Annotated in this window: 24 protein-coding genes and 1 tRNA gene; 8 read left to right on the top strand and 17 right to left on the bottom strand. The window is 63.9% G+C overall.

Features of this window, described 5'->3' with window-relative positions:
- Window positions 1-2 precede the first annotated feature (2 nt).
- Entirely contained in the window at window positions 3-1,313 is a 1,311-nt protein-coding gene (locus tag EV147_RS04660) for a homoserine dehydrogenase (protein WP_130389928.1), read from the bottom strand.
- Between the two features lie 49 nt (window positions 1,314-1,362).
- Window positions 1,363-2,592 carry a pyridoxal phosphate-dependent aminotransferase gene (locus EV147_RS04655; RefSeq protein ID WP_130389927.1) on the bottom strand — a complete coding sequence of 410 codons (1,230 nt, stop codon included), beginning with the start codon at window positions 2,590-2,592 and terminating at the stop codon, window positions 1,363-1,365.
- A gap of 311 nt (window positions 2,593-2,903) precedes the next feature.
- On the opposite strand from EV147_RS04655, the gene EV147_RS04650 reads away from it, so the two are divergent.
- From EV147_RS04650 to EV147_RS04630, 5 genes are all read left to right on the top strand, one after another.
- The gene (locus EV147_RS04650) at window positions 2,904-3,290 is read left to right on the top strand and encodes an Mth938-like domain-containing protein (protein ID WP_130389926.1); all 387 of its coding nucleotides are present in this window, start codon (window positions 2,904-2,906) and stop codon (window positions 3,288-3,290) included.
- A 140-nt stretch (window positions 3,291-3,430) separates the two neighbouring features.
- Window positions 3,431-3,892 carry a peroxiredoxin gene (locus EV147_RS04645; protein ID WP_130389925.1) on the top strand — a complete coding sequence of 154 codons (462 nt, stop codon included), beginning with the start codon at window positions 3,431-3,433 and terminating at the stop codon, window positions 3,890-3,892.
- Window positions 3,893-4,285: 393 nt separating this feature from the next.
- The gene (locus EV147_RS04640) at window positions 4,286-5,983 is read left to right on the top strand and encodes a PhoH family protein (protein WP_130389924.1); all 1,698 of its coding nucleotides are present in this window, start codon (window positions 4,286-4,288) and stop codon (window positions 5,981-5,983) included.
- Window positions 5,984-6,380: 397 nt separating this feature from the next.
- Window positions 6,381-6,785 (top strand): hypothetical protein, encoded by a 405-nt coding sequence (locus EV147_RS04635; RefSeq protein WP_130391188.1) that lies wholly within the window; start codon window positions 6,381-6,383, stop codon window positions 6,783-6,785.
- Between the two features lie 61 nt (window positions 6,786-6,846).
- Window positions 6,847-7,500 carry a C40 family peptidase gene (locus EV147_RS04630; protein ID WP_130389923.1) on the top strand — a complete coding sequence of 218 codons (654 nt, stop codon included), beginning with the start codon at window positions 6,847-6,849 and terminating at the stop codon, window positions 7,498-7,500.
- Window positions 7,501-7,601: 101 nt separating this feature from the next.
- On the opposite strand, the gene EV147_RS04625 is transcribed toward EV147_RS04630, so the two are convergent.
- The 8 genes from EV147_RS04625 to EV147_RS04590 all read right to left on the bottom strand — a co-directional run bounded on the left by EV147_RS04625 (window position 7,602) and on the right by EV147_RS04590 (window position 13,526).
- Window positions 7,602-8,609: an inorganic phosphate transporter gene (locus EV147_RS04625; RefSeq protein ID WP_130389922.1), complete on the bottom strand. Its 1,008-nt coding sequence runs from the start codon at window positions 8,607-8,609 to the stop codon at window positions 7,602-7,604.
- A gap of 13 nt (window positions 8,610-8,622) precedes the next feature.
- Window positions 8,623-9,249 carry a DUF47 domain-containing protein gene (locus EV147_RS04620; RefSeq protein ID WP_130389921.1) on the bottom strand — a complete coding sequence of 209 codons (627 nt, stop codon included), beginning with the start codon at window positions 9,247-9,249 and terminating at the stop codon, window positions 8,623-8,625.
- Between the two features lie 179 nt (window positions 9,250-9,428).
- Entirely contained in the window at window positions 9,429-10,820 is a 1,392-nt protein-coding gene (locus EV147_RS04615) for a replicative DNA helicase (RefSeq protein WP_130389920.1), read from the bottom strand.
- Between the two features lie 132 nt (window positions 10,821-10,952).
- A complete protein-coding gene (gene rplI, locus EV147_RS04610; RefSeq protein WP_130389919.1) occupies window positions 10,953-11,405 on the bottom strand; it encodes a 50S ribosomal protein L9 in 453 nt (150 codons plus the stop codon).
- Window positions 11,406-11,434: 29 nt separating this feature from the next.
- Entirely contained in the window at window positions 11,435-11,713 is a 279-nt protein-coding gene (rpsR, locus tag EV147_RS04605; RefSeq protein WP_006163606.1) for a 30S ribosomal protein S18, read from the bottom strand.
- Window positions 11,714-11,716: 3 nt separating this feature from the next.
- On the bottom strand, window positions 11,717-12,016 hold the full coding sequence (gene priB / locus EV147_RS04600) for a primosomal replication protein N (RefSeq protein ID WP_130389918.1): 300 nt from the start codon (window positions 12,014-12,016) through the stop codon (window positions 11,717-11,719).
- 20 nt (window positions 12,017-12,036) lie between these two features.
- A complete protein-coding gene (gene rpsF, locus EV147_RS04595) occupies window positions 12,037-12,411 on the bottom strand; it encodes a 30S ribosomal protein S6 (protein WP_130389917.1) in 375 nt (124 codons plus the stop codon).
- Window positions 12,412-12,524: 113 nt separating this feature from the next.
- Window positions 12,525-13,526: an asparaginase gene (locus tag EV147_RS04590; RefSeq protein WP_130389916.1), complete on the bottom strand. Its 1,002-nt coding sequence runs from the start codon at window positions 13,524-13,526 to the stop codon at window positions 12,525-12,527.
- A gap of 200 nt (window positions 13,527-13,726) precedes the next feature.
- Between EV147_RS04590 and lexA the strand changes: the two genes are divergently transcribed.
- Together lexA and EV147_RS26065 are read left to right on the top strand one after the other, a co-directional pair.
- Window positions 13,727-14,383 carry a transcriptional repressor LexA gene (gene lexA / locus EV147_RS04585; protein ID WP_130389915.1) on the top strand — a complete coding sequence of 219 codons (657 nt, stop codon included), beginning with the start codon at window positions 13,727-13,729 and terminating at the stop codon, window positions 14,381-14,383.
- 169 nt (window positions 14,384-14,552) lie between these two features.
- The gene (locus EV147_RS26065; protein WP_198680168.1) at window positions 14,553-14,726 is read left to right on the top strand and encodes a hypothetical protein; all 174 of its coding nucleotides are present in this window, start codon (window positions 14,553-14,555) and stop codon (window positions 14,724-14,726) included.
- A 212-nt stretch (window positions 14,727-14,938) separates the two neighbouring features.
- Here EV147_RS26065 and EV147_RS04580 read toward each other — a convergent pair whose 3' ends face one another.
- The 4 genes from EV147_RS04580 to dusA form a co-directional block, all read right to left on the bottom strand.
- On the bottom strand, window positions 14,939-15,592 hold the full coding sequence (locus EV147_RS04580) for a hypothetical protein (protein WP_130389914.1): 654 nt from the start codon (window positions 15,590-15,592) through the stop codon (window positions 14,939-14,941).
- A gap of 220 nt (window positions 15,593-15,812) precedes the next feature.
- A tRNA-His gene (locus EV147_RS04575) sits at window positions 15,813-15,888 on the bottom strand.
- Window positions 15,889-15,990: 102 nt separating this feature from the next.
- Window positions 15,991-16,251, bottom strand: coding sequence for a hypothetical protein (locus tag EV147_RS04570; protein WP_130389913.1), 261 nt, complete (start codon window positions 16,249-16,251; stop codon window positions 15,991-15,993).
- A 718-nt stretch (window positions 16,252-16,969) separates the two neighbouring features.
- Window positions 16,970-18,025, bottom strand: coding sequence for a tRNA dihydrouridine(20/20a) synthase DusA (dusA, locus tag EV147_RS04565; protein WP_130389912.1), 1,056 nt, complete (start codon window positions 18,023-18,025; stop codon window positions 16,970-16,972).
- 358 nt (window positions 18,026-18,383) lie between these two features.
- Here dusA and EV147_RS04560 point away from each other — a divergent pair, with 358 nt between their 5' ends.
- Window positions 18,384-22,415 (top strand): NACHT domain-containing protein, encoded by a 4,032-nt coding sequence (locus tag EV147_RS04560; protein ID WP_198680167.1) that lies wholly within the window; start codon window positions 18,384-18,386, stop codon window positions 22,413-22,415.
- 652 nt (window positions 22,416-23,067) lie between these two features.
- Here EV147_RS04560 and EV147_RS04555 read toward each other — a convergent pair.
- The 3 genes from EV147_RS04555 to EV147_RS04545 form a co-directional block, all read right to left on the bottom strand.
- The gene (locus EV147_RS04555; RefSeq protein ID WP_130389910.1) at window positions 23,068-23,628 is read right to left on the bottom strand and encodes an NADPH-dependent FMN reductase; all 561 of its coding nucleotides are present in this window, start codon (window positions 23,626-23,628) and stop codon (window positions 23,068-23,070) included.
- A 96-nt stretch (window positions 23,629-23,724) separates the two neighbouring features.
- Window positions 23,725-24,819, bottom strand: coding sequence for an enoyl-CoA hydratase/isomerase family protein (locus EV147_RS04550; protein ID WP_130389909.1), 1,095 nt, complete (start codon window positions 24,817-24,819; stop codon window positions 23,725-23,727).
- 169 nt (window positions 24,820-24,988) lie between these two features.
- Window positions 24,989-26,557 (bottom strand): methyl-accepting chemotaxis protein, encoded by a 1,569-nt coding sequence (locus tag EV147_RS04545; protein WP_130389908.1) that lies wholly within the window; start codon window positions 26,555-26,557, stop codon window positions 24,989-24,991.
- Window positions 26,558-26,660: the final 103 nt, after the last annotated feature.

Below are 26,660 nucleotides of genomic sequence, written 5' to 3'. Positions count from 1 at the left end.
CTTTAATTCAGTTCTTCCATGCGCAGGCGCGTGACCGGGCCCAGCACCGTCTGCAGCGCTTCGATGCTGCGGATGGCGGCGTTGATCTGCTTCTCGCGGGTCAGGTGCGTCAGGATGATGATGTCGGTCTGCGGCTCGCCCTCGCGCGATTCCTTCTGCAGCATGGCGTCGATGCTGATGCCGCCTTCGGCCAGGATGCGCGTGATCTCGGCCAGCACGCCGGTCTGGTCCGCCACGCGCATGCGCATGTAGTACGAGCTGGTGACTTCCTCGATCGGCAGCACCGGCACGCTCGACAGCTCATCGGGCTGGAACGCCAGGTGCGGCACGCGGTGGCCCGGATCGGCCGTGTGCAGGCGCGTCACGTCCACCAGGTCGGCGATCACGGCCGAGGCGGTCGGCTCGGCGCCGGCGCCCTTGCCGTAGTACAGCGTGGCGCCCACGGCGTCGGCCTGCACCAGCACCGCGTTCATCGCGCCTTCCACGTTGGCGATCAGGCGCGCGGCCGGCACCAGCGTCGGGTGCACGCGCAGTTCCACGCCTTCCTCGCGGCGGCGGGTGATGCCCAGCAGCTTGATGCGGTAGCCCAGTTCCTCGGCGTACTTGATGTCGATGGCCGACAGGTTGGTGATGCCTTCCACGTGGGCGCGGTCGAACTGCACCGGCATGCCGAACGCGATGGCGCTCATCAGCGTCACCTTGTGCGCGGCGTCGATGCCCTCGATGTCGAACGTCGGGTCGGCCTCGGCATAGCCCAGTTGCTGGGCTTCCTTGAGCACGGTGTCGAAGTCCAGGCCCTTGTCGCGCATCTCGGACAGGATGAAGTTCGTGGTGCCGTTGATGATGCCGGCGATCCACTGGATGCGGTTGGCGGTCAGGCCCTCGCGCAGCGCCTTGATGATGGGGATGCCGCCGGCCACGGCCGCCTCGAACGCCACGATCACGCCCTTGCGGCGGGCCGCCTCGAAGATCTCGTTGCCGTGCACGGCCAGCAGCGCCTTGTTGGCCGTGACCACGTGCTTGCCGTTCTCGATGGCCTTGAGCACCAGCTCGCGGGCGATGCCGTAGCCGCCGATCAGTTCCACCACGATGTCGATGTCCGGGCGTGTCACCACCTCGTTGGCGTCGCTGACCACGTCCACGCCGCCACCGGTCAGTTCGCGGGCGCGCTCGGTGTTGAGGTCGGCCACCACCGCAATCTCGATGCCGCGGCCTGCGCGGCGGCGAATTTCCTCCTGATTGCGCTGGAGCACGTTGAACGTGCCGCTACCGACGGTACCGATGCCGAGAAGGCCGACTTTGATGGGATTCATGGACGTCTGACTCTGGGTTGCTTGATACGGAAAATGGGGGCGCCCGGCCTTACAGCGTGCCGTGGCGTTTGCGATAGTTTTCAAGGAAGCGCGCCACGCGGCTGATGGCCTCGCGCAGGTCTTCCTCGTGCGGCAGGAACACGATCCGGAAATGGTCCGGCGCGCCCCAGTTGAAGCCGGTGCCCTGCACCAGCAGCACCTTCGATTCCTGCAGCAGTTCGTAGATGAACTCCTGGTCGTCCTGGATCGGGTACATCGACAGGTCGAGCTTCGGGAACAGGTACAGCGCCGCCTTGGGCTTGACGCAGGTGATGCCGGGAATCTTCGTGATCAGGTCGTAGGCCAGGTCGCGCTGGCGGCGCAGCCGGCCGCCCTCGGCCACCAGGTCGTTGATGCTCTGGTAGCCGCCCAGCGCGGTCTGGATGGCCCACTGGCCCGGCACGTTGGCGCACAGCCGCATCGACGAGAGCATGTTCAGGCCCTCGATATAGTCCTGCGCCGGGCGCTTGTCGCCCGACACCACCATCCAGCCGGCCCGGTAGCCGCACGAGCGGTAGTTCTTGGACAGGCCGTTGAACGTGACCGTCAGCACGTCGGTCGACAGCGAGCCGATCGAGGTGTGCTCCACCTCGTCGTACAGCACCTTGTCGTAGATCTCGTCGGCGAAGATGATCAGGCCATGCTCGCGCGCAATGACCACGATCTCCTTGAGGAGTTCGTCCGAATACAGCGCGCCGGTGGGATTGTTCGGGTTGATGATGACGATCCCGCGCGTGTTCGGCGTGATCTTGCGGCGGATGTCGTCGAGGTCCGGCATCCAGCCGTTGCCCTCGTCGCACAGGTAGTGGACAGGCGTGCCGCCCGAGAGGCTCACCGCGGCCGTCCACAACGGGTAGTCGGGCGCCGGCACCAGCATCTCGTCGCCGCTGTTGAGCAGCGCGTTCATCGCCATCACGATCAGCTCGGACGCGCCATTGCCCACGTAGATGTCTTCCAGCCCCACCCCCTGGATCTGCTTGGACTGGGTGTAGTGCATGATCGCCTTGCGCGCGGCGAAAATGCCCTTGGAATCTGAGTAACCGGCCGAATTGGGCAGGTTGCGCATCATGTCCTGCTGGATTTCCTCCGGCGCATCGAAACCGAACACGGCCAGGTTGCCGATGTTCAGCTTGATGATCTTGTGGCCCTCTTCCTCCATCTGCCGGGCCTTTTCCAGCACCGGACCGCGGATGTCATAGCAAACGTTCTGAAGCTTGTGCGATTTCTGGATGGGTTTCACGGCAGAGTTGGCTGAAGTCAGGGCAAGCTGCCCGTCCCGGAGGCAGCGGTATTGGGAATCTTCTGGATTGTCCTGGGCGTCTGGCGGCGCGCATCCTCGGGCAGCGGGCGAGCGTGGCAGAGCGGGAGGCAAAAGCTATAAGATATCGGATTATGACAGACTTCGGCATGGATTCCTGCATCCCGGCGCGCCTTCCGGCCCGCCGCGCGCACGATCCTGCCACGAACCCGCCGCGCACCGTTTCCGCCGCCCCGCCCCCACCCCATCCGGGCCCGGCGGCGGGCCGTCCGCGCGGCATGAGGCCCCCCGTCTTGAAACTCCACGCCGATACCCCCCAGAACCTCAATACCGTGACCAGCTACGGCCCCGGCTACGTCGAAATCAACGCCGTGCGGCACGAGCACTCGGTGCTGGTCATGCCCCAGGGCGACATCGAACCCTGGCCCGCGGCCGGCTTCGATGACCTGGAGCCGGCCCACTTCGAGGCCCTGCTCGAAAAAACGCCAGAAGTGGTACTGCTCGGCACCGGCCAGAAGCTGCGTTTCCCGCATCCCCGGCTCACCGCCGCGCTGGCCCGCCGCCATATCGGGGTGGATGCCATGGATCTGCAGGCCGCGTGCCGTACCTACAATATCCTGATGGCCGAGGGCCGCAAGGTGGCCGCGATCCTGCTGGTGGACCCCGCGCCGCAGGGCTGACGGCCGGCCGGTGCAAGGTTGAGCCGGCGCCACGCTTGAAGTCTGGCCGACTGCCCCAATCTGCACCCGCCAGGGCGCAATCCCTCACCAGAACGGGATCGCCGACACCGATGAAGCACGCCTCCAGGAGAGCCACCAGCATGACCGTCAGTCTCAACCAGGCCGTTCCCGACTTCCAGGCTCCCGCTACCGGCGGGGACTTCCGGCTGGCCGACCAGCGCGGCAAGACCGTGGTGCTGTACTTCTATCCGAAGGACAACACCCCCGGCTGCACCACCGAGGCCATGAACTTCCGCGACCAGTACGACGCCTTCGAGGCGGCCGGCGTGGCCGTGTTCGGCATCTCGCGCGACAGCCTGAAGTCCCACGAGAACTTCAAGAGCAAGCTGGAGCTGCCCTTCGAACTGATCTCGGATGCCGACGAGGCCGTGTGCGGCGCGTTCGACGTCATCAAGATGAAAAAGATGTATGGCAAGGAAGTGCGCGGTATCGAGCGCAGCACCTTCATCATCGACGGCAAGGGTGTGCTGCGCCACGAACTGCGCGGCATCAAGGTGCCCAACCACGTGGACGAGGTGCTGGAAATCGTCAAGGGACTGTGAGCCATGCGCGCATGACGCGCCCGTGAAGTTGCGTGCCCGCGACGCCGCTTTGGCTGATTGCCAAACCGGAATCGTTCGGGTAGATTGGCTCTCAATGCGTTCAGATCCCAGTTGCCACGCTGTTGTATCGTACCGGCCCATCAGGCTTAGTCCTCGGGCTGGTAGCGGACCTGCCGTGCCGTGGGTCCGCGAAGCAAGCCGCCATCCCTGTTCCCCAGGCCTGGCGGCTTTTTTGTTTGTCCCCTCTGCTGCTGTCCCGTTGTTGGTCCGCGCCGCCACGCCGGCGGCTCCCGTCCACTCTCTCACCCCTGGGTTTTCCGGCTTCCTGCCGTTCGTTGGTCGTACGCCAGCTTTTTCTCCAGCCCCCGTTAGCCCCTGAAAGGAAAGCCAAGCATGCCGCTGCCTACCATGCCCGCCAAGCCTGCCCAACTGCTGGACCCGAGCGAATTCGCCCCGGTCACACTGCCCAAGGCCAAAGCAGCGCAGGGTAAGAAACCTGTGCCGGCGCTCGAGCGCGAGGCACTGCTCGAGACCGGCGACACCCAGGCGCCCGCTACCCGTGCGCGCGCCGGCAGCACCAGCCGGGCCAAGACCGCCGACGCCCCGGCCTCGGCCACCGCCAGGCCCGCGGCGCCCGCCGTCAGCCTGGTCAAGCCGGCCGCCGGCCCCACCCGCCGCGCACGCAAGGACACCGGCCCGAGCAAGCTGTTCGTGCTCGACACCAACGTGCTGATGCACGACCCAACCTCGCTGTTCCGCTTTGAAGAGCACGACATCTATCTGCCGATGATGACGCTCGAAGAGCTGGACAACCACAAGAAGGGCATGAGCGAAGTGGCGCGCAACGCCCGCATGGTCAGCCGCACGCTCGACCAGCTCGTGGGCGGCACCGATGGCGTGCTCGACGAGGGCCTGCCGCTCTCGACGCTGGGTAACCGCGACGCGGCCGGCAAGCTGTTCTTCCAGACGCGCCTCAACGAGATCAAGTTGCCCGAGGGGCTGCCGCAGGGCAAGGCGGACAACCAGATCCTGGGCGTGGTCAGCGCGCTGCAGCAGCAGTTCCCGGAACGCCAGGTCGTGCTGGTGTCGAAAGACATCAACATGCGCATCAAGGCCCGCGCGCTGGGCCTGCCGGCCGAAGACTACTTCAACGACCAGGTCCTGGAAGACAAGGACCTGCTCTACTCGGGCGTGATGCAGTTGCCCAACGACTTCTGGGCCCGGCACGGCAAGGGCGTGGAAAGCTGGCAGGACCCGAAATCCGGCGCGATGTTCTACCGCCTGACCGGCCCGCTGGTGCCGTCGTTCCTGGTCAACCAGTTCGTCTACCTCGAACCCATGGACGGCAGCCTGCCGCTCTACGCGCAGGTCAAGGAGATCAACGGCAAGACCGCCCTGCTCCAGACGCTGAAGGACTTCACCCACAACAAGAACAACGTGTGGAGCGTGGTGGCCCGCAACCGCGAGCAGAACTTCGCGCTGAACCTGCTGATGAGCCCGGACGTCGATTTCGTGACGCTGCTGGGCCAGGCCGGCACCGGCAAGACGCTGCTGGCGCTGGCTTCGGGGCTGGAACAGGTGCTCGACCAGAAGATCTACAACGAGATCATCGTCACGCGCGCCACCGTGCCCGTGGGCGAGGACATCGGCTTCCTGCCGGGCACCGAGGAAGAGAAGATGCAGCCCTGGATGGGCGCGTTCGACGACAACCTCGAAGTGCTGCAGAAGAGCGACGACAGCGCCGGAGAATGGGGCCGCGCGGCCACGCAGGAGCTGATCCGCTCGCGCATCAAGGTCAAGAGCATGAATTTCATGCGCGGCCGCACGTTCGTGAACAAGTTCGTGATCATCGACGAGGCCCAGAACCTGACGCCGAAGCAGATGAAGACGCTGGTCACGCGGGCCGGCCCGGGCACCAAGATCGTCTGCCTGGGCAACATCGCGCAGATCGACACACCTTACCTGACCGAGGGATCGTCCGGCCTGACCTACGTGGTGGACCGCTTCAAGGGCTGGAGCCACAGCGGCCATGTGACGCTGGCGCGCGGCGAACGCTCGCGCCTGGCCGACCACGCGGCGGACGTGCTGTAGCGCTCCGGCGCAGGATAGGCGAAGACGACTGGCAACCCCGTCGGCCGGCCCATGTTCCATGGCCGGCCGACGGCCTTATCGCCTACTGTGGCGCCTGCTGCGGCGTCGGTCTCCGACCGACAGCCAGCGCCGCACGGCCCGGCTATGATGGCTGGATGGCTCATGTCGATACGGGGAGGCGTCGATGATCCGACAACAATCGTTCAGCAGATACCTGTCGAGCAGCAGGACGCTGTTTTCCGAAAGTGCCCGCACCGCACGGCGTCGGCGCATCGCCCTGGCGGCGGTGATCGGCGCCACGGTGCTGCTGGCGGCCGCTTTCCAGCCGGCGAAAGCCGCCGATGCACCCGCCAGCGGCCCTGCGGCGGCCAGTGCGGCGAACAGTGCGGCGGCCAGTGTGCCGGCCGTGGCGCCCGCCAGCGCCCCCGCTGCCGCAGCGGCCCCGGCAACTCCAGGCGCCGCGAGCGCACCGGTGGGCGAGGAAATGGTAATCCGCACGATGGGGCCCATCAGCTACGTCTGTGGCGGGATTGCCGCCGACCAGCAGGCCAAACTGCGCGAGCGCGAGAAGAACTTCAACCTCGGCGTGCTGTTCACGCAGGGCGCCAACGGCGAGTACCTGGCCGATGTTGACGTAAAACTGACACGCGACGGCCAGACCGTGGCCCAATTCCGCGCGGGCGGCCCGCGCTGCCTCATACGTGCGCCCGAAGGCAGCTACAATATCGAGGCCACTTACAAGGGTCAGCCCAAGGCCATCAAGATCAGCACCGGCACGCGCAACGCGCAACTGCGCTGGTAACCGGCGCGGCAACGCGCCCGGCGTTGCGTCGGGGCTGATCCGGCCCCGACCGACAGCCAGGATGCCGCAGCGCCCGCCTTCCCCACCTTCTTCGCCTCACTCGTCTCCATTCGAACGCTCGCGCCTGGCGCTCGGCGCCCTGTGCGCCAGCGCCCTGCTGCTGGCCGCCTGCGCCGGCGCCCCGCCGGCGCGACATTCGTCCACGCCGCGCGCGCCCGGCACGCCGATGATCGACCCCAGCGCCGGTTTGGAGGAAATCTCGATCCAGGCCATGTCGCTGGTCGGCACCCCGTACCGCTACGGCGGCAATACCCCCGACTCCGGCTTCGACTGCAGCGGACTGGTGCGCTACGTGGTCTCGCGCGCCGCCAACGTCAACCTGCCGCGCACCACCGAGCAGATGGGCCAGCGCGGCACTTCGCTCGACCGCAGCCAGGTGGCGTCCGGCGACCTCGTCTTCTTCAACACCACGGGCCGCACCAACTCCCACGTCGGCATCTACGTTGGCCAGAACCGCTTTGTCCACGCCCCGGCCACCGGCGGCACCGTGCGGCTCGAAGACATGGGCAAGTCGTACTGGGCCTCGCGCTACAGCGGCGCCCGGCGCGTGGTGGCCGCCAGCAACCTGCCGATGACGCCCGCGCCCGCCCCTGCAGCCCCGTCCGAACTGCCGTCCGAGGACGACGATCCGATCGCGGCATTCGCCCGCCAGTAGCCAGCCATTAGCCCGCCAGTAGCCAGCCAGTCGTCAGCACATAGCAAAAAAGCCAGGCGCGATGCCTGGCTTTTTTCGTAGAACTGCGATGTCCGCGAGCGTTACAGGATATGCCTGCCCACCCACCAGGCAATCGCCGACATGAACGCCGAGGCCGGGATCGTCAGCACCCAGGCCCAGACGATGTTGCCGGCCACGCCCCAGCGCACCGCCGACATCTTCTGCGCCGAGCCCACGCCGACGATGGCGCCGGTGATCGTGTGCGTCGTCGAAACCGGCACGCCCAGCGCCGAGGCGATGAACAGCGTCAGCGCGCCGCCCGTCTCCGCGCAGAAGCCGCCCACCGGCTTGAGCTTGGTGATCTTCTGGCCCATGGTGCGCACGATCCGCCAGCCGCCGAACAGCGTGCCGAGGCCGATGGCCACATAGCAGCTCACGATGACCCACATCGGCGGCTCACCGCCAGCCACCACGTGCCCGCTTGCGATCAGCAGCATCCAGATGATGCCGATGGTCTTCTGCGCGTCGTTGCCGCCGTGGCCCAGGCTGTAGAGCGAGGCGGACACCAACTGCAGGCGGCGGAACCAACGGTCCACGCGCGACGGCGGCGTACGGAAGAACGTCCAGCTCACGATCACCATCATGACCGAGCCCAGCAGGAAGCCCAGCAGCGGCGAGATCAGGATGAAGGCCACGATCTTCAGCAGCCCGCCACCCACCAGCGCCCCGGTGCCGGCCTTGGCCACCGCGGCGCCCACCAGGCCACCGATCAGCGCGTGCGACGACGACGACGGGATGCCGTAGAACCAGGTAATCACGTTCCAGGCGATGGCGCCGACCAGCGCCCCGAAAATCACGTAGTGGTCGACGATCGCCACGTCGATGGTGCCGGTGCCGACCGTCGCCGCCACCTTCAGGTGGAAGATGAAGATCGCCACCACGTTGCACATGGCCGCCATGGCTACGGCATGGTGCGGCTTGAGCACCCCCGTGGACACCACCGTGGCAATCGAGTTGGCCGCGTCGTGGAAGCCGTTCATGAAGTCGAACAGCAGCGCCAGCGCGACCAGCAGCCCGATCACCCACAAGCTCATTTGAATAGTCTGCATGCCGGTGCGGTTCTCAGGCGTTTTCGAGGACGATGCCCTCGATGATGTTCGCCACGTCCTCGCACTTGTCGGTGATCGACTCGAGCTGTTCGTAGATTGCCTTGAGCTTGATCAGGCGCTTGACGTCGGTTTCCTCGCGGAACAGCTTCGACATCGCCGCGCGCATCACGCGGTCGGCCTCGGATTCGAGCTGGTCGATCTGCTGGGCCGTCTTCAGGATCGTGCTGGCGTTGCCCATGTCTTCGAGCAGCGCCACGGCGATCTTGACCTGGTCGCAGCACTGGACGCAGATCTTGGCCAGGTGGCGGGCCTCGTCGGTCAGGTGGGTCACGTCATAGAGCGAGATCGTCTCGGCCACGTCTTCCATCAGGTCCAGGATGTCATCCATGGTCGTGATGAGCTTGTGGATCTCGTCGCGGTCCAGCGGCGTGATGAAGGTCTTGTGCAGCAGGTCGATCGTGTCGTGCGTGACGCGGTCAGCCTTCTTCTCGGTGGCCTGCACACGGCGGGCATGGGCTTCGGCGTTGGGCAGGTCGTTGACCAGCGCTTCCAGCTCGTGGGCGGCGGTTACCGCACAATCGGCGTGCTGGTTGAAGTATTCGAAGAACTTGCCCTCCGTGGGCATGAATCGACCGAACATGAAATGTCCTTGTGGCGCGCCTCACGGCTGCGCTCTGTTGTGTGGCAAATGGGAGGCAGAGCAATCGCAAGACAGCCGCCTCGTGGGCGGCTGTCATCAAAGCGCAATATTTTACAGGGTTGCACCGGCCGTAGGTGTAACCCCTACGCCGAAATCGTCCGGATCGTTGGAAGACTCGCTCAGTTGTCGTTGTCGAAGAACGCCGGACCGCCGCTGAAGTTGTCGAATTTGGTGAACTGGCCCAGGAAAGTGAGCCGGACGGTACCGATCGGGCCGTTACGCTGCTTGCCGATGATGATTTCCGCGGTGCCCTTGTCCTGCGAATCGGCGTTGTAGACCTCGTCGCGGTAGATGAACAGGATCACGTCGGCATCCTGTTCGATAGCGCCCGATTCGCGCAGGTCGGACATCACCGGCCGCTTGTTCGGACGCTGTTCCAGGCTTCGGTTCAGCTGCGACAGCGCGATCACCGGGCAGTTGAGTTCCTTCGCCAGGCCCTTCAACGAGCGCGAGATCTCCGAGATCTCGGTGGCGCGGTTCTCGCCGCTGCTCGAACCCGACATCAGCTGCAGGTAATCGATGATGATCAGGCCCAGCTGGCCACACTGGCGGGCCAGCCGGCGCGAGCGTGCGCGCAGTTCCATCGGGTTCAGCGCCGGCGTCTCGTCAATGAACAGCTGCGCATCGTTCATGCGCTGGATCGAATGGGTCAGGCGCGGCCAGTCCTCGTCCAGCAGGCGGCCGGTCCGCAGCCGGTGCTGGTCCAGGCGCCCCACCGAGCCGAGCATACGCATGGCCAGCTGCACGCCGGCCATTTCCATCGAGAACACCGCCACCGGCAGGCCCTGCTCCACCGCCACGTGCTCGCCGATGTTCAGCGAGAACGCCGTTTTACCCATCGACGGGCGGCCCGCGACGATGATCAGGTCACCGGCCTGCATGCCGCTGGTCATGCGGTCGAGGTCGATGAAGCCGGTCGGCACGCCGGTCACGTCGGTGGAACTGTCGCGGTGGTACAGCTCATCGATCCGCTCCACCACCTGCGTCAGCAGCGGCTGGATCTCCTGGAAGCCCTTCTGGCCCCGCGAACCCTCTTCGGCAATCGCAAAAACCTTGGATTCGGCCTCATCGAGCAGTTCGCGCACCTCGCGGCCCTTGGGCGCGAAGGCGGCCGAGGCGATATCGTCCGCCACGGTCACCAGCTTGCGCAGCACCGAGCGCTCGCGCACGATTTCCGCGTAGCGCCGGATATTGGCCGCGCTCGGCGTGTTCTGCGCCAGCGAGTTCAGGTAGGCCAGCCCGCCCACTTCCTCGGCCTTGCCGGCTACCTGGAGCATCTCGAAGACCGTGATCACGTCCGCCGGCTTGGTGGCGGAAATCAGGCGGGCAATGCTCTGGAAGATCAGGCGGTGATCGAAGCGGTAGAAATCGGCTTCGGAGAGAAAGTCGGCAATACGGTCCCAGGCGGCGTTGTCCAGCAGCAGGCCACCGAGCACCGATTGTTCGGCCTCGATCGAGTGCGGAGGAACCTTGAGACTGTCTAGTTGGGGATCTGCGGCGGGCGCGTTCATGGGGGGCAATTATAGCGGCGCGAGCCGGGACGATGCCGGCCGCAAAAACAAAAAAGGCAGGAGCGCGGGCTCCTGCCTTTTGCGTGCAGCGGACGCACCGGCTCGGCCGGCGCGTCGTTTGCAGGAACGACCTTAAACGTGGTCGCCCAGGACGGACACGGTGATGTCAACCGTCACGTCGGTGTGCAGTGCCACGCCAACGGTGTAGTCGCCCACCAGCTTCAGCGGGCCGTTCGGCAGGCGGACCTGCGACTTTTCCAGCTTGAAGCCCTGGCCTTCCAGTGCTTGCGCGATGTCGGCGTTGGTCACCGAACCGAACAGACGGCCGTCCACACCCGACTTCTGGGTGATCTGAACGGTCAGGCCGTCCAGCTTCTGGCCTTCGGCCTGAGCGGCTGCCAGCTTCTCGGCGGCGGCCTTTTCCAGCTCGGCGCGCTTGACTTCGAACTCGGCGATGGCCGTTTGCGTGGCACGGCGGGCACGCTTGGTCGGGATCAGGAAGTTACGTGCGTAACCGTCCTTCACGCGAACGATTTCACCCAGGTTGCCCAGGTTGATGACTTTTTCCAGCAGAATGACTTGCATCTGTATTTCTCCTTGCGGTCCCGGGACTATCAGTTCTTGTGCAGGTCGGTGTACGGCATCAGCGCCAGGAAGCGGGCGCGCTTGATGGCCGTGTCGAGCTGGCGTTGATAGTGAGCCTTGGTACCGGTCAGGCGGGCCGGCGTGATCTTGCCGTTGTCGCCGATGAAGTCCTTCAGCGTGTCCAGATCCTTGTAGTCGATCTGTTCGACGCCGGCCACGGTGAAGCGGCAGAAGCGCTTGCGCTTGAACAGCGGGTTCTGTTGCTGGAAGCGCTTCTTGTTCTTGTTGTCACGTTTGACGAATGCCATGATTCAATCCTTTTCGTATGCTTTACATCGAGTGATGTGAAAGACCAGTGTCTTGCTGTTGCGGTGCTTGCGCGCCAGGAATCCTTCGCAGTCGAGCACCGCTTCGAGCGGCAGCCGCTGGAGTTGCTGGGCGATGGCACCGATGCCCATCGCCACGACCGCGAATTCCACCTGCCGGGGCGTCTCCGCCTCCACCACCTCGCCGCCATGCTGCAGGATGCAGTTGACGACCGGGATGCCGGCCGGCGTGTAGCGCAGCGTGTCGCGCTCCGCCAGCGTGGCGGTCAGCCGAAGCTGGTTCACCGAGACACTGCAGTCCGCACTCAGGCGGGCTGGCCTTCCGTGGTCGTTTGCGCGGCCTTGCGGGCTTCTTCGCGCTGGACTTCCTTCATCATCGGCGAAGGCGCGGTTTCGGCCTTCTTGGTCTGGACGATCAGGTGACGCAGCACGGCGTCGTTGAACTTGAACGCGTGCTCGAGCTCAGCCAGGGTTTCCTTGCCGCATTCGATGTTCAGGCACACGTAGTGGGCCTTGGCCAGCTTCTGGATCATGTAGGCCATCTGACGGCGGCCCCAGTCTTCCACGCGATGGATCTGGCCGTTCTGCGACGTCACGAGCTGCTTGTAGCGCTCGATCATCGCCGGAACTTGTTCGCTTTGGTCCGGGTGGACGATAAATACGATTTCGTAGTGACGCATTGACGCTCCTTTTGGATGAGCCACCCGGGCGTCAAGTCCGGTGCGGCAAGGTTGAGTAGCCCGCGAGTATAGCGCGGAACCACCCTCCCCCGCAACATGGGCCCACGCGCCGCCTAGTATGCCGAGAAGGTCGCCTGCAGCCGCACGGCATCGACGCCCTGCGCAGGATCGGCGGCCAGTGCCAGCAGCAGCAGCACGCGGGCCTTGCAGGGATTGAGGTCGCCGGCCGACACGAAGATGCCGGCCGCCGGCACGGGGCGCGCCGGAATCGCCACATGCCCTGCACCGGTACGCGAGCTGCGCACCACCGCCACGCCGGCGCCGGCCGCATTGGCCAGCGCGCCGGCCAGCGTCTCGTGGATCGAGCCATTGCCGGACGCCGCCACCACGATCCCCTTCGCCCCCGCCGACGTCAGCGCGTCGACCATCACCGTGCCCGGCTGCGCGTAGCTGGCGACGATCTCCACCATCGGCCACGTCTCGGGCACGGGCAGGCGGGGCGACTCCAGACCAACCGGCGTGCGGGTGAAGCGCACGCAGGCGTCCTGGATGAAGCCGAGCGGGCCCGCAATCGGCGAGCCGAACGCATCGACGGCCGAAGTATGGAGCTTGGCGGCGTCGCGCGCCGCATGGATCTGCTGGTTCAGCACGACCAGCACGCCCTTGCCGCGCGCCGCGGGGTTGGCCGCCACGCGTACCGCATCGAGCAGGTTCAGGGGGCCATCGGCCGACAACGACGTGGACGGGCGCATCGCCGCGGTCAGCACCACCGGCACCGGCGCCGCCTGCGTCAGGTGCAGAAACATCGCCGTTTCTTCAAGCGTATCGGTGCCATGCGTAATGACGATGCCGGCCACGTCCTCCGCCGCCGACCAGTGCGCCACGCGCGCCGCCAGCCGGGCCCAGAGGTCGAACGACATGTCCTTGCTATCGACCTGCGCCACCTGCTCGGCCTCGATACGCGCCACGTCGGCCAGCGCCGGCACGGCCTGCACCAGGTCGGAGACCGGCACGGTGGCGGCCTGGTACTGGGCGCTGCTGGCGGCGCTGCGGGCCGAGCCGGCAATGGTGCCGCCCGTGGCGAGCACGACGATACGGTGCAAGGAGGCTGTCATGGATGGTCCGGACGATGAGTGGCGGTTGCGCGGCGATTGTAACCTTGCGGCCGCACGGCGGAATCCGCCGCAACCCTGCGCTGCCCCGCCGCCAGGTTGTGCACGCTGCGCAAATTGTGCTTGCACTTCACTCGATACTGTATAAAATCACAGCATACTGTTTAAACATACAGTGCCTCGGCACGAGAGACCGGCGAACCATGGCAACCCTGACACCCCGGCAGCAGCAGATTTTCGACCTGATCCGCGACACGATCCAGCGCACCGGCTTTCCGCCGACGCGCGCCGAGATCGCTGCGGAATTCGGGTTCTCCTCGCCCAACTCGGCGGAAGAACACCTGCGCGCACTGGCGCGCAAGGGCGTGATCGAACTGACGCCGGGCGCGTCACGCGGCATCCGCCTCAAGGTGGGCCGCAGCGATTCGGAGCGGCCGGACCAGTTCTCGCTGCCGCTGGCCGGCGTGCTGCAACTGACCCTGCCGCTGGTAGGCCGCGTGGCCGCCGGCAGCCCGATCCTCGCCGCCGAACATATCGACCGCCAGTATCAGGTCGATGCCTCGGTCTTCGATGAACGCCCCGACTACCTGCTGCGCGTGCGCGGACTGAGCATGCGCGATGCCGGCATCCTCGATGGCGACCTGCTGGCCGTGAAGAAGGCCAGCGAAGCGGCCAACGGCAAGATCGTCGTGGCCCGGATCGGCGAGGACGTCACCGTCAAGCGCCTGAACAAACGCGGCGATTCGATCGAACTGATCGCCGAGAATCCCGATTTCTCGAACATCGTGGTGCGGTCCGGCCGCGACGAGTTCTCTCTGGAAGGTATCGCTGTGGGCCTGATTCGATCGTCAGGCTTCTGATACCCGCCTGGTTCGCCGCGCCCGAACACTGACTCACCGGGACGGCGAACCAAGACCCAGGCAGCACGGCCGTCTGCCCTGGTCACCCGCTTTGCCTTGCCCATGCCGCCCCGTCCACATCTGGACGACGGGTGCGGACTCCTGCTGTCGCAAATTTCGAGGTGTTGCCATGCTGCCATCCCATCCCGTCGCTTCCCGCCGTCCGGTCAAGCCGGTTCCGTTCCGTCAGATCAAAGGCGTACGCGTCTATCAGGGCGCCCAGCGCCGCACGATGGTCGGCAACATGGCCGCGATCTGCCGCATGCTCGAACTCGGAGAACCCGCTGCGAAACTCGCGGATTGACTACCGGGCAGGCATGCCGCGAAAACTTGAGGAGATTGTAAAAAGTGGCGTTGCAACCCCACCACGTGTAATTAAGGAATCGTTTAACTCTGCTGATAGCGTAGTTAAACTCAGTGGCGCGCAAGGTATCACTGGCGCATTGGCGCCCTGCGCAAAACCGGACCTTGTCGACCCCGCCAAGGCCCGGTTTTTTTTGGCCGCAGCCCAGCAGATCAGAAGCGGTACGTCACACCAATCTTGACGATCGGATAGAAGCGCAGCTTGTCGGCCTTATCCTGCAGTTCCTGCCGTTCGGCGTCGACGTTGGCCTGACCGGCCTGCGCCGCCAGCGATGCCGGCACGTTCAGATCAACACGCGGCCGACCGTAGGCAACACCCAGGTCGAAGTACATCGAGAAACCGGCCTTGCCGTTCGGCGTGTGGCCAAAGCCGATACCGAGATACGGACGCGCTGTCGGAAAACGCACGCGCGCCGTCACCGTTTCGCCATTCGCGGGCACCACCACGCCGTTGATGTCATAGGTGCCATTGGCGCTCGACGCGGTCGCGTTGACGCGGTCATCGCCCACGAGAACACCCGCCACCAGCCGGAACGGCACCGACGCCGGCGCCGGGAACCAGTCAGCGTACAGGCCGCCGTGCAACAGCTTGGCGCGCGCATCGAAATTCAGGTCGCCGGAGCTGAAATTGCGGCTCAACGCGAAGCCGTTGATCTCGGCCCGCGCATTGAAATGATCGTCGAGCGCATAGGCAAAGCCCGCGCCGACACCTTCGGTACCGATACCCGCATAGACTTCGTGCGCGTGCAGCGCAGGCGAACCCAGGGCCGCAGCAACCACCGCGGCCGACAAAAGAAACTGCTTCATGGAATGTTGGAGAAAGAGGCTGTTGGACTTGGCTCGTCGCTGCCGCGTGACACAAGACGTCACCGCGCAGCCTCTTCCTTAACGGCACCCCCGGACAGCGCTTGACCGCGAGAAGGCAAACAATTGTGGCGCTGTTCGTGGCAGCAAATCCGCAAATACCGGGACGCCAGCCGCAAAGCAAAACGGCCACTCGAATGAGCGGCCGTTCTGTTGAATACTTTGGGGTGGCTGACGGGACTCGAACCCGCGACAACAGGAATCACAATCCTGGACTCTACCAACTGAGCTACAGCCACCGTAGAGATTGTTTCGCCAACCGTTGCGCGATCAGCGAAGAACAAGACTATACAATCATTCTGGTCGGATGGCTAGTATTACGCACAAAAAAAGTAGAGCGGTCAGCGGTTGCCGACCCATTTCGATTCGAGCAGAACTGCCTGCCTGATCGCCGCGATGGTATCCGCCTCGCTCTCGAACAGGCCGAGCAGCCGCTTCGACTTGCCGTTCATCACGTCACGATGCAATGCCTGGCCAGCCGCCATCGACGTACCGGGGTGCCAGCAATACCGGGCGGTCCATTTACCGTCCTGCAGTTGCTCGGCTACCCATATCACCCGGCAGTCTTCCACGACCTCTCCGAATGGTTCTTCCGCTTCCATTGACTATCCTCGGGGCTTGCTGGGCGAATCCTAACATGCCGTCATCGCCACATTTGTAGCGGTCGTACTCGCGTTGGTGAATCGCACTTTCCAGATTGGAACAATTTGCGAGAAATGACCATACAAATCAGTATCGGCATATCCACCGAAAAGAGGAGTGTTTGCCCCACCAATGCAGGGTTCTGGCGCGGTTGGTGATGTTGGATACTCTTCCCCGAGGGACATTGACCCCCCTCGACATTCCCGACAGGCGATCACTCCCGACGAGCATCGCCTGCTTTTTTTTGGGTGCCAGCAGAAATGCCGGACTGCGCCCCGGATCGCGCAGAAAAAAAGAGCCCGCCGAGGCGGACTCTAAATTTTGCGATCTCAATGCCCTGAAGGCTCTCTCAATGTAGACGGCCGAACCCCGCTGCACCATCCGGGCAAACCCACGGTTTTTCGTTGCCTGGGCGAGACGTCCAAAAAAACAGCCCGCACACGGCGGGCTGAATAATCAGTTGAAGAAAGCCCTGTATTCGAGGGCACGCACAGTGTAAGAACATGGGGGGACCCGGGCGAATTAGGGGAATCCCTTTACTGGTGCGGGTTCCGGGTATCTCCATCTGCCGCAAACGGCTCAGGAGCATACATTTGCAGGCAACGGCACGGAACGCACGTTCGGTTCTAGAGTTTTTCTTCAGCCCTATTCAGCGTCACCTGCACTGACGAATGACCTCTACGCGGCCTCGCGCAAATCCGGTCGAAGATGGGAGCGCGCTTCCTCGAACAGTGCATCGACGTCCGCCCGTGTCTTCGCGGCGTTCATCCGACGGGCATCGGAAAGCACCCGTCGCCAGCCGCGCCCGCCATGAATGCCTCGATGCAGGCCAAGCATGTGGCGCGTGACACTGCCCATGTAGCCGCCCTGCTCCACCAGGTCTCCGATATAGGACTGCATCGCCGACTCGGCGTCCTGGCGCAAGGGGGCAGGCGTATCGGCGCCGTAATAGCAATTATCGATTTCCGCGAGAATATACGGATCGTGATAGGCCTGCCGACCAAGCATCACGCCATCCACATATTGAAGATGCGTATCGATCTCGTCATACGAAGTAATTCCCCCATTAATCAGAATTTCGAGATTGGGAAATTCCTTCTTCAGGGAATAAGCCACTTCGTACCGCAGCGGGGGAATCTCGCGATTTTCTTTCGGGCTCAACCCCTTGAGAATCGCATTACGGGCGTGAACGATAAACGTTTCGCAGCCGGCCTCGGCAACCGTCCCCACAAAATCGCGGACAAAATCATAATGCTCGACCTTGTCGATCCCGATCCGGTGCTTGACGGTTACCGGAACGTCTACCGCATCGCGCATCGCCTTCACGCAGTCAGCCACCAGCTGAGGCTCCGCCATCAGGCAGGCGCCAAACGCCCCGCGCTGCACCCGCTCTGACGGACACCCGCAGTTCAGGTTGATTTCCTTGTAGCCCCACTGTTCGCCCAGCCTGGCCGCCTGCGCCAGGTCCGCCGGCTCGCTGCCGCCAAGTTGCAGCGCCACCGGATGCTCGGCAGCGTCAAAATCGAGATGGCGAGGCACATCGCCATGCAGCAGCGCGCCCGTGGTCACCATCTCGGTATAAAGCCACGTATGGCGGCTCAGGCTGCGGTGAAACGTGCGACAGCGACGATCGGTCCAGTCCATCATGGGTGCCACAGATATTCTGCGTGGCCTCACGTTTCCCTGGATGCCGCCTGTGGACTCGGTTTGCGGGGTACTGCGGGTCTGTTCCATTACCTACTGTTTGATCTGGATCCGTCTCATTTTTTGACCCGAATGCTACGCTGCAGCACACCTCTACTGCTGTAGCACCGCGCCATGGGACCATAACGCAACGCGCGCGAAAGGACGGAAGTATAGGGTACACGGCACAGATCCGCCTGAAGCGCAATTGCGCCACTGTGTTCAACTGAAGGCAAGACTTTCGACCGCCGGCCGACAGCGGCTCCATTGCTAGACAACCGCGAACGGGAGTTGGCGCGGCCGCCCCCCCCGAAGACCCACCCTGGCCGGTTATCTGGCGTCAGTTGCCTGACTTGATCATCCTGTCCTCATTGATCTCCATGGACAATCATGCATAGGAATCCGCCCTTTGCCAACGCCCACCTACTTCCCGCGCCGGCTAACGATCAGCGGGACGGATTTGCTCGACAATCGCGTCGACGAAGCCGGATTGCTGGCTCTAACCGGGAATTTGGTCATACTTGGCGAGCCGGGTATGGGCAAGAGCGAGGTTATGCGCGAGCTGGGGCGGAGGCTTGGAGTTGATCTAGTCACCGCGATCCGCCTCGTGAATGCCAAGGATCCGGCCAAGCTGGCACCAGCGGAGAAGCCATTGCTTATCGACGGTTTGGACGAAGCAATATCGCGACGCGAAGGCGACACAGTGGACGCGATCGTGGCGCAGCTCGAAGACGCAGGCTCACCGCCGTTCATCCTCTCGTGTCGATCGCGCGAATGGCAGGCCCGCAGCTTGACGAGTATGCGCCGGCTTTACGGCGCAGAGCCGCACGTTCTGACACTTGAGCCGTTCGATCGAAACGAGGCTCGGGCGTTTCTCCTGACGCGGAATCCGAGCGTGGATGTTGATCACGTGCTTGATCATCTCGCGTGCCACAGCCTCCAAGATCTTTACCGTAATCCGTTGACGCTCGGTCTGATGGGGCGTGTCGCGGAAACCGACTCGCAACTGCCGGCGACTCGCGCAACGTTGTTCGAGCGGGTCTGCACTCTGATCTGGCCTGAGCATGATCCCGATCGGCAGGACGAAGGCTTAGCCCAGTTGACGCAGGAAGAAGCGCTGTCAGCCGCCGGTGCAATCGCGGCCGGACTGCTATTAGGTGGTGCGGAGGCCGTCAGCGTGGCGGGCGCAGCGCAGGTACATCAGGGAGATGTCCGGCTCGCCGATCTCGAGGCTTTGCCGGAGGCCAAGGCTGCACGGGCGGTCTTTTCTTCCAAGCTATTTCAAAGCGTGGGACCCTCGCGCGCGAAGCTGATTCACAGGGTCATCGCCGAGTATCTCGGAGCGCGCTGGATCGCGTGTCAGACGGCGACGCCACGCGCGCGACGGCGCGTACTCGCCCAATTGCAGGGCAGCGGCGGCATTCCGGCAAGCCTGCGCGGGCTTCATGCTTGGCTCGCCTATCACAGTCCGGCGATGGCGAAGGATGTCATCGCCGCGGACCCCTATGGCGTGCTGCGTTACGGCGAGGCCGCCGCGCTGGTACCGCACCTCGCGGACTGCCTGTTTGACGCGTTGTGCCGACTCGCCGATGATGATCCTTATTTCCGGGCAGCAGACTGGGACAGCAAGACCGCAGCTGGCCTGATGATACCGGCGCTCAAACACAAGATAAAAACAATTATCGCTTCAGCGGCGAGCAGCACACACCTACGCTCGCTCTTGATCGAAGGACTCCAAGGCACGCCGCTCGCGGCGGACCTGGCCGATACGTTAGAATTGATCGTGCTCGCGACAGATCGCTATTATAGTGAGCGCGACGATGCGGCCAGGGCCCTGCTCCCGCATCGCGACCGGGTGTGGTGGCGCTCGACGATCGCCAAGCTTACCGATCAGGGTGGCGAGGACGCTCCGCGGCTTGCGCTTCAATTGATTCAACTGATTTATGGCGACGTCTCTGACGACTTATTAGTCGCGACCTTATTCGCCAATTTGGGCGTCACTAAGTCTACGCTACGCTACCAGCCGAGGCGGCAGATCTACACCTTCGCCCACTTTGAGACACTATTCGCCATGCTTCCATCGGCACGGCTGGTCAGGGTGCTCGACGTGATGACCGATTATGCAAGGCTCCTGGGCAATGGCAACTGGGAAACTACCGGCGAAGTGGCCGATATCGCCGCCTATCTCATTGTTCGCGGTATCGACGAAGGCGTTATTGGTGTCGCAGAGGCGCCGTCGCTGTGGCGCTGGCTGGAATTAATTGGGCGAGTGTATGACCCAAGTCGAGATGAACAGCAGACACTTGCCGCGCGGCTTGGAACACAGCAGGCACTGCGCCACGCTGTCCAAGCGTACGTGCTCGCGAACGATCGCCGTAACGATGGCCTGCGGACCACCGCATTTCGTTTGCAGCGTCGCCTCCTAGGCCTGGCGGGCCGGTCCGACGACGTCATCATCGTGTTTGACCGACTCGCCCAAGGTAATAACAAAGATCCCGCGCTGCGACAGGACTGGAAGGATCTGGTATGCATCGCGTGGGGACCCGATGGGCTCGATCCCCACGTGCGTGCTGCTGCGGAACGGTTCCGTCGTGGCGATAAACCACTCAACGATTTCCTGCACAAGCTCGAAAACCCCAAGAAGCCGGCATGGGAACTCCATCGGGAGAAGTTGGCGGCAAAACGCGAGCGCAACCGCAAGGTGGCGTTTGAAATGGCGCGCCGCAGGTTCCACGTGATGCGCGACGAACTGCGCGCCGGGAAGCTGGATGCGATCTTGCAGCCCGCACTAGCCTATCTCAACAAATTCCTCCACTTGCCGAGAGAATTGCCCCCTAATGAACGGCTGTCGTTTTGGCTTGGGCCGGGGCTATGCGATGATGCCCTGTCTGGATTTGAGGCCGTGTTGCACCGACCCGACCTACCGACACCAGTTGAGATTGCCGACGGTCTCGCCCACAATACGACTAACAATTACAGCTTCCCGATCCTGGCTGGGCTTCACGAACGAATGCGCTACGGCAAGGGCTTTGCCGACTTATCCACGCCGCTAAAGCAAGCGGCGTTGCTGATTAGTATAGATGACGATTGTCGGCACTTAAAAAAGGATGGGAACGCGTTACGCGCGGCGTTGGAAGCCGAAATCATGTCCACGCCCGAATCTCGCCAGACGTTCGCAAGGCTGTGGATTGAGCCTGCGCTCGATGTGGGCAAAGAGCATGTTGCCGCGCTCTACAAACTCGCTCACGATGCAGAATGGCGGGCGACTGGAGCGGCCCTTGGCGCCGATTGGCTGACAAGATTTCCGAATGTCCCGGCCACGGTTGAGGCAAAGCTGGTCGACTGTCTAACCTATGGTGGCGCGCTCAATGCGCTCCGGGAGGTTGCCGAAGCGCGCGCCGAGACGGTCTTCCGCAATGTCGATCACCTGCTATCGTGGCTAGCGATCGATATATTGGTCAGATTCGATGCTGTGCGGCACGATCTATCCAAGATCGCTACGCACCGTCCGGACTTCATCTGGATTTTACGGGACCGCTTACAGCCCACATCGCGCGGCCGGATGCTGCCGCTGACAGTCGCGCAGGCCGAATGGATCATCACCGAGTTCCGCGAGCAATGGCCGTATGCGGAGCGGGGGGGAACCGAATTAGGAAGTACGAACGGCAATGATGCGACCGACTTTCTGCGGTCGCTAATCGACCGGATTGCCGATGACACGAGCATCGAGGCGGCCGAGGCAATCGCGCGGCTCGTCACCGGACCAAAGGACGGCTATGCCGGCCTCATCCGCCACATGGCAAATGAACAGCGGCAGAAGCGGGCCGAAGAGGACACTGCGCCGCTAACGCCCGCTGATCTAATTTTGTTGCTCAACGATGGCCCACCGGCCAACATTGAGGATTTGAAGGCGCTGGTGCGTGAAGAAATGGCCGTCGCGCAGCGCAAGCTCTTGGGCGACGATCTCGATTCAGTCGTAGAATTCTGGACCGACAACGGCATCCCCCGCGGCGAGAATCGATGCCGCGACCGATTGGCCGCAATGATCGGCCCTGAGCTTGGCCGCTACGACATCCAGCGCATCACCGAGGCAGACATGCCGCAGACCAAGCGTGCGGACCTAGCGTTCGCGCGCGGAACGATGCAGTTGCCAGTTGAAATAAAAGGTCAGTGGCATAGCGAAGTTTGGGATGCGGCGATCGGGCAACTCGGCACGCAATATCTAGTCGACTGGCGTTCCGAGCAACGAGGCATGTACTGCGTCTTGTGGTTCGGTGATTTTCCATCGGCTACGAACCGGCGGCTGAAGCCACCCCCCGATGGGCTCCCCTCGCCTGCCAGCGCCGATGCTATGCGCTCCATGCTAATCAAGCGAATTCCCGAGGCACGCCGCGCACTGATTGACGTGGTGGTGATCGATCTATCGGCGGGCAGACCTTGACACAAGCCAGTATCTGTTTCTCCTTAGAGCGGGTTGGCCACATCTGGGCCGACGCCGAAAACACTATAAAGCTAGTGGGTTTGGAGAAGACGCAAGATCTTCATCTTTCAAGGTCGGATGACGGACCATTCCGGAAGCCTGAATGTAGCGTACGCGCCACTACGACAAGTCTGTTCTGCAATCACGGGACTACTCGCACAACCGCAAATTAACCAATGATGAGGCTTACTTCGAGGTGAGCGAGAAGCGAGCCAGATTTGATAGTCATGCGGCTACGTTGGACGGCGGCCAAGTTACGGAATCCTCAGAAAAGATGCGGGCTACGCCGGCAGGGCCACCGATGCTGCACTCGTGCAATGGAAAATGGCGCCTCGCGGGAGGCGCCGTTTGCTTGCTGCGGAACAGTACTGCCGAAGGTTCCGATCCGTTGATCAGTGCATGAACAGCCAGATCAGGATCAGGACGAAGGCCGGTACGCCGAGGAGCCATGCGAGGATGTACGGCATGATGTTTTCCTCCTTGTCTATATATGTGGTGGGCACGACTCCACTATAGAAAGGGGGGCTAAACGGCGGTGTCGGGTCGGTCCCGCTTTGCCTTGTAGGACGGGGCTGACCCGGGTGTCCGGCGTTGTCGGAGCCTGTGCGAACCCTTATTTCGCCGCGTTCTTCTCGACCCAGCCGGCGAAGGTCGTCAGGTATTTGCTCAGGAAGCCACGCGTCGATTCGTTGGCGATGCCGCCCTGCTCGTCGAACAGTTTGTCGGCGCCCGCGATGTACGCTTCGGGCTGCTGCAGGACGGGGATATTCAGGAACACGAGCGACTGGCGCAGGTGGTGGTTGGCGCCGAAGCCGCCGATATTGCCCGGCGAGGCGCTGACCACGGCGCCCGGCTTGCCGTCCCATGCGCTCTGGCCGTAGGGACGCGAGCCGATGTCGATGGCGTTCTTCAGCACGGCGGGCACCGAGCGGTTGTACTCGGGCGTGACGAACAGCACCGCGTCGGCACGGCGGATGCGGTCACGGAACGCGACCCACTCGGCCGGCGGATTCTCGTCGAGATCCTGGTTGTACATCGACAGTTGCCGTAGCTCGACGATGTCGAGCTTCAACTGCGGCGGCGCCAGCGCGGCCAGGGCCTTGGCCAGTTTCAGGTTCAGGGATTCCTTGCGCAGGCTTCCTACCAGTACGGCAACATCGCGGGGATTGCTCATGACGGCTCCTTTCACTGTTCAGACGGAGAGAATCGAGGGGGCAAGACAGCCAACACTCTACTAGAGCTCGCCCGCCCCTGCCGACGCCCTTTACCCTTACCCGCGGCCGGCGTGGCCCAGCGCGGCCAGCGGATGCGCTTCTTCGCGCCACTTGGTGTCGAAGAACGCGCGCACGCGGCCCGGCGTGACCTCGTCGAGCCGGCCCGGATTCCAGCGGGGCTGGTGGTCCTTGTCGATGGCCAGTGCGCGGATGCCTTCGACGCCGTCGCCGTGGCGGAACACGTCGTGCATCATGTCCAGCTCCATGCGCAGTTCGTCAGCCAGCGACATCGAGCGTGCGCGGCGCACCTGTTCCAGCGTGACGCAGAGCATCAGCGGCGAGCGGCTGCGCAGCATCGCGGCGGTCTGGGCGGCCCAGTCGCCCGGCGCGTCGCTGACCGCATCGAGGATGCCGCCAACCGTGTCGAGGCCGAACATGGTGTCGATCGATCCCGCCTGCTGCGCGAGCCGGCTTTCGGACGGCACGCAGGCCCCCGCGTGTCCGGCCGTATAGCCCGCGACATGCGCGAGCACCGCATCGCCGCTGCCGAAGGTCCGGGCCTGGAGCGAGGCCACCAGCTCGGCCAGCACGTTGGACGGCAGGTAGGCGTCGGCCAGCTTCGCGTACAGCGCGTCGGCCGCCCCGATCACGACCCCGGTCAAACCCAGGTATTCGCCGATGCGTCCCGGCGTGCGCGCCAGGAACCAGCCGCCGCCCACATCGGGGAACAGGCCGATATTGGTTTCCGGCATCGCCATCTTGGTCCGGTCGGTGACGACCCGCAGCCGCGCGCCTTGAGAAATCCCCATGCCCCCGCCCATCACCACGCCATCCATCAGTGCGATGTAGGGCTTGCCGTAACGGTGGATCAGGTAGTTGAGCGCGTATTCCTCGACGAAGAACTGGTCCAGCAGCGGGTCACCCTCGTGGTACGCCTTGTGGAACCAGCGAATGTCGCCGCCCGCGCAGAACGCCTTGCCGCCGGCGCCGGCCACCACCACGGCGTGCACGGCCGGGTCGGCTTCCCAGCGCGTGAGCGCCTCGGTCATCGCGCGGATCATGTCGAGCGACAGCGCGTTGAGGGCCTGCGGGCGGGTCAGCGTCAGGTAAGCCACGCCGCCCTGCAGTTGCGTCGATACAAACTCCGTCATGTGCAGTCTCTTCCGTCTTCGTTCTGGTCGTCAGCGATTCTACGCCAGACACCGTGCCGGACTGCGGTGACGGCACGGTGTCGAAGACGATCTGGCGGCGTTTCAGATTTGTCTCAGTCGGGCATCGTAGTTTTCTGAAATCCACCCGGCGAGAACCATTGGCGGGGCCTCACGCCAGGCGGAATGTGCCCATCAGCCCCTTGAGCCGCTGCGCCTGGTCCTCCAGCGATCCCGCAGCCGCGGCGGCTTCCTCCACCAGCGCCGCGTTCTGCTGGGTCATGCCGTCCATGTGCGACACCGCCACATTCACCTGCTCGATGCCGCGCGACTGCTCGTCGGAGGCTGCGCTGATATCCCCGATGATGTCTGTCACGCGCCGCACCGCGCCCACGATATCCTGCATGGCACGTTCGGCGCCATCGACCAGGGCCGTCCCCTCGCGCACGTTGGCCACCGAGGCGCTGATCAGCCCACGGATCTCCTTCGAAGCCGACGCGCAGCGCTGTGACAGGTCGCGCACATCCCCCGCCACCACCGCGAAGCCGCGCCCGTGCTCGCCGGCCCGCGCGGCTTCCACGGCCGCATTCAGCGCCAGGATGTTGGTCTGGAAGGCGATCTTCTCGATGACCTCGATGATGTCGACGATCTTGTTGGCGCCCGTGTCGATCTGCTGCATCGTGGTCTGCACGCGCGCCACGGCGTCGCTGCCGTGCTCGGCCAGCGAGCGCGCATCCACGGCCAGCGTGCTGGCTTCGCGTGCGCTGTCGGCGTTCAGGCGCACGGTGCTGGTCAACTGCTCCATGCTCGACGCGGTTTCCTCAAGCGAGGCGGCCTGCTGCTCGGTACGCTGCGAGAGGTTGGCGTTGCCGCTGGCAATCTGCTGGCTGGCCGCCGCGATCGAATCGGCACCGCCGCGCACCTCGCCCACCATCTGCGCGAGCTTCTGCTGCATGCGCCCCAGCATGCCGAGCATGCGCGCGGTCTCGCTCCGGGCGTGTTCGTCGGCCAGGGCGCCGGGATGGCGATCCGCCGAGGCGCTGAGATCGCCATCGGCCATCCGCGCAAAGCGGGCGATGGCGATGTCGAGCGGCTGGACAATCGATGCGCGCAGGCGCCACGCCACCACCGTGCTGAATACCAGGCCCACCAGCAGCACGCCGATCGACACCGTCAGCAGCCAATCGTAACGTTCTTGCGACGATTCATAGACCGCCTTGGCGCTGGCCACCTGCAGCTTGGCGAGTTCGGTATTGACCGCCGTGAAGGCGATATCGAGTTTCGGGATTTCCTCCATGACGTAGCGCATCACGGCCTCGCGGTCGCCGCGATGCAAGGCGGCGATCATCGGTGCCACCCCCTGCTCGAACAACGCGCGGCGCTTGGCCGACACATCGTCGGTGGCCTGCGCCTGCCCGGCCGTGCGCGGAATCGCCATGTAGCCCTGCCAGGCTGCATCGGAGAGCCGCGCGAAATCCTGCGCCGTGGCCGCGCGGGCCTTGCCGTCGGCCGCATTGGTGGCGAATGCCGCCTGGTCGAGCAGCACGCGCACGAGCAACTGGTTCGACCGCGCTTCAGCAAGATACGATGCCGCCGACAACTGCTGCTGGTAGATCTGTCGCGTGGCATCGTTGCTGCGCGACATGCCGATGCAACCCACTGCACCGACAATCAATAGCAACAAATTTGTGACGATTGTCAGGAGCCACAGCCGGGCTCCGATAGTAGTGTTGCGAAACATGGGGGCACTCTCTCCGTGACGTGAACGACGGCCACTCCTCCATGGCCGTCGCTCCAATGACGGCACGCTTACGGCCTGACTTGATTGCGTTTGTGTGAAGTTC

Origin of the sequence: Cupriavidus agavae, assembly GCF_004217045.1 — a bacterium.
GTDB classification, from domain to species: Bacteria; Pseudomonadota; Gammaproteobacteria; order Burkholderiales; family Burkholderiaceae; genus Cupriavidus; species Cupriavidus agavae.
The sequence above is the reverse complement of the archived record's forward strand: the minus strand, read 5'-3'. Positions and strand labels throughout refer to the sequence as shown.

Excerpts from the sequence above, each read along its gene's own strand:
- EV147_RS04645 (WP_130389925.1), top strand. The coding sequence starts at position 3,431 with ATGACCGTCAGTCTCAACCAGGCCGTTCCCGACTTCCAGGCTCCCGCT.
- rpsF (WP_130389917.1), bottom strand. The coding sequence starts at position 12,411 with ATGCGTCACTACGAAATCGTATTTATCGTCCACCCGGACCAAAGCGAA.
- EV147_RS04570 (WP_130389913.1), bottom strand. The coding sequence starts at position 16,251 with ATGGAAGCGGAAGAACCATTCGGAGAGGTCGTGGAAGACTGCCGGGTG.
- EV147_RS04625 (WP_130389922.1), bottom strand. The coding sequence starts at position 8,609 with ATGCAGACTATTCAAATGAGCTTGTGGGTGATCGGGCTGCTGGTCGCG.
- EV147_RS26065 (WP_198680168.1), top strand. The coding sequence starts at position 14,553 with ATGCTGCCATCCCATCCCGTCGCTTCCCGCCGTCCGGTCAAGCCGGTT.
- rplI (WP_130389919.1), bottom strand. The coding sequence starts at position 11,405 with ATGCAAGTCATTCTGCTGGAAAAAGTCATCAACCTGGGCAACCTGGGT.
- EV147_RS04620 (WP_130389921.1), bottom strand. The coding sequence starts at position 9,249 with ATGTTCGGTCGATTCATGCCCACGGAGGGCAAGTTCTTCGAATACTTC.
- EV147_RS04550 (WP_130389909.1), bottom strand. The coding sequence starts at position 24,819 with ATGACGGAGTTTGTATCGACGCAACTGCAGGGCGGCGTGGCTTACCTG.
- EV147_RS04590 (WP_130389916.1), bottom strand. The coding sequence starts at position 13,526 with ATGACAGCCTCCTTGCACCGTATCGTCGTGCTCGCCACGGGCGGCACC.
- EV147_RS04640 (WP_130389924.1), top strand. The coding sequence starts at position 4,286 with ATGCCGCTGCCTACCATGCCCGCCAAGCCTGCCCAACTGCTGGACCCG.
- EV147_RS04630 (WP_130389923.1), top strand. The coding sequence starts at position 6,847 with ATGCCGCAGCGCCCGCCTTCCCCACCTTCTTCGCCTCACTCGTCTCCA.
- rpsR (WP_006163606.1), bottom strand. The coding sequence starts at position 11,713 with ATGGCATTCGTCAAACGTGACAACAAGAACAAGAAGCGCTTCCAGCAA.
- EV147_RS04555 (WP_130389910.1), bottom strand. The coding sequence starts at position 23,628 with ATGAGCAATCCCCGCGATGTTGCCGTACTGGTAGGAAGCCTGCGCAAG.
- dusA (WP_130389912.1), bottom strand. The coding sequence starts at position 18,025 with ATGGAACAGACCCGCAGTACCCCGCAAACCGAGTCCACAGGCGGCATC.
- EV147_RS04580 (WP_130389914.1), bottom strand. The coding sequence starts at position 15,592 with ATGAAGCAGTTTCTTTTGTCGGCCGCGGTGGTTGCTGCGGCCCTGGGT.
- EV147_RS04545 (WP_130389908.1), bottom strand. The coding sequence starts at position 26,557 with ATGTTTCGCAACACTACTATCGGAGCCCGGCTGTGGCTCCTGACAATC.
- EV147_RS04660 (WP_130389928.1), bottom strand. The coding sequence starts at position 1,313 with ATGAATCCCATCAAAGTCGGCCTTCTCGGCATCGGTACCGTCGGTAGC.
- lexA (WP_130389915.1), top strand. The coding sequence starts at position 13,727 with ATGGCAACCCTGACACCCCGGCAGCAGCAGATTTTCGACCTGATCCGC.
- EV147_RS04615 (WP_130389920.1), bottom strand. The coding sequence starts at position 10,820 with ATGAACGCGCCCGCCGCAGATCCCCAACTAGACAGTCTCAAGGTTCCT.